At 69.2% G+C, this 1,661-nt stretch carries 1 protein-coding gene; it reads left to right on the top strand.

The features are described from left to right. Nucleotides 1-84 precede the first annotated feature (84 nt). Entirely contained in the window at nucleotides 85-1,578 is a 1,494-nt protein-coding gene (locus Z164_RS0119375; RefSeq protein WP_236621837.1) for a site-specific DNA-methyltransferase, read from the top strand. The last annotated feature ends 83 nt before the right edge of the window (nucleotides 1,579-1,661 follow it).

Below are 1,661 nucleotides of genomic sequence, written 5' to 3' on the forward strand. Positions count from 1 at the left end.
GGTTTGCGGTTTGCAGGCCCCATCCCTGGGGCCTGCCGCTTCGCGGCCAGCCTGCGGCTGTCCAAATCCGCTCCAGGCGGATTTGTGCACTCCCCGATACACATCACGAGCCCGCCCACGGTTCTCCGTCGGCGGGCTTTCCATTTCGAGGTTCCGATCCTGAACACGCTCAACGTCGAGTACCGCGAGGTCGAGACGCTGATTCCCTACGCCCGCAATCCGCGCACGCACAGCGACGAGCAGATCGCGCGCATCGCCGCCAGCATCGCCGAGTTCGGCTGGACCAACCCGATCCTGGTCGATGGCGAGCACGGTGTGATCGCCGGTCACGGCCGGCTGCTGGCCGCACGCAAGCTGGGGCTCGCCGAGGTGCCGGTGATCGAGCTTGCGCACCTGACGCCTGCGCAGAAGCGCGCCTACGTGATCGCCGACAACCGGCTCGCACTCGATGCCGGCTGGGACGAGGCGATGTTGGCGCTGGAGTTCGCCGAACTGGCCGACGCCGGCTTCGATCTGGACCTGACCGGCTTCTCGGCCTCCGAGATCGAAGGCCTGCTCGACCACGTCGAGGAGACGGAGCCGCCTGCCGAGGAGGCGAGCACGCAGGAATTCGACCCGGACGAGGACGACGTCACGCCGCCCACGGTGGCGGTCACGCGGCCTGGCGACTTGTGGTTGCTCGGTGAACACCGGCTGCTGTGCGCCGACAGCCGCGACGCGGCCGCCGTCGCGCGCCTCCTCGAGGGCGAGCGGGCGCACCTGCTCTTCACCAGCCCACCGTATGCCAACCAGCGCGACTACACCACCGGCGGCATCGCGGACTGGGACGCGTTGATGCAGGGCGTGTTCGGCGCTGCTGGCGCGGCGCTACGCGAGGACGCGCAAATCCTGGTCAACCTCGGGCTCGTGCATCGCGACAACGAGTGGCAGCCGTACTGGGACGGCTGGATCGAGTGGATGCGCACGCAGGGCTTTCGGCGCTTTGGCTGGTACGTGTGGGACCAGTCGGTGACCGTGCCCGGCGACTGGGCCGGGCGGCTGGCGCCCCGGCACGAGTTCGTCTTCCACTTCAACCGACGCTCGCGCAAGCCGAACAAGATCGTGCCCTGCAAGTGGGCCGGGCACGAGACGCACCTGCGCGCCGACGGATCGTCCACTGCGATGCGCGGCAAGGACGGCAAGGTCGGCGCCTGGAACCATGCCGGACAGCCCACGCAGGCGTTCCGCATCCCAGACTCGGTCGTCGAGGTGACGCGCCAGCGCGGCCGCATCGGTGAAGGCATCGATCATCCGGCGGTGTTCCCGCTGGGCCTGCCGAAGTTCTTCATCGAGGCCTACACCGACGCGGGCGAGATCGTCTTCGAGCCGTTCGCGGGCTCGGGCACCACGCTGCTGGCCGGGCAACACACCGACCGCAAAGTGCGCGCCATCGAACTCGCTCCAGAGTACGTGGACGTCGCGCTGCGCCGCTGGCTGCAGCACCACCCGGGCACGGTGCCGGTGCTGGAGGGCAGCGGCCGGACCTTCGCCGAAGTCGCCGCCGAGCGGCTGGGCGAGACGGCGGAGGTCACTGCATGAGCTGGCTGGCCGATCGCATCGAGCTCTGGCCGATCGACAAGCTGCTGCCCTACGTGCGCAATGCCCGCCAGCACTCGGACGAG

Origin of the sequence: Luteimonas huabeiensis HB2 (assembly GCF_000559025.1) — a bacterium.
Lineage (GTDB): Bacteria > Pseudomonadota > Gammaproteobacteria > Xanthomonadales > Xanthomonadaceae > Luteimonas > Luteimonas huabeiensis.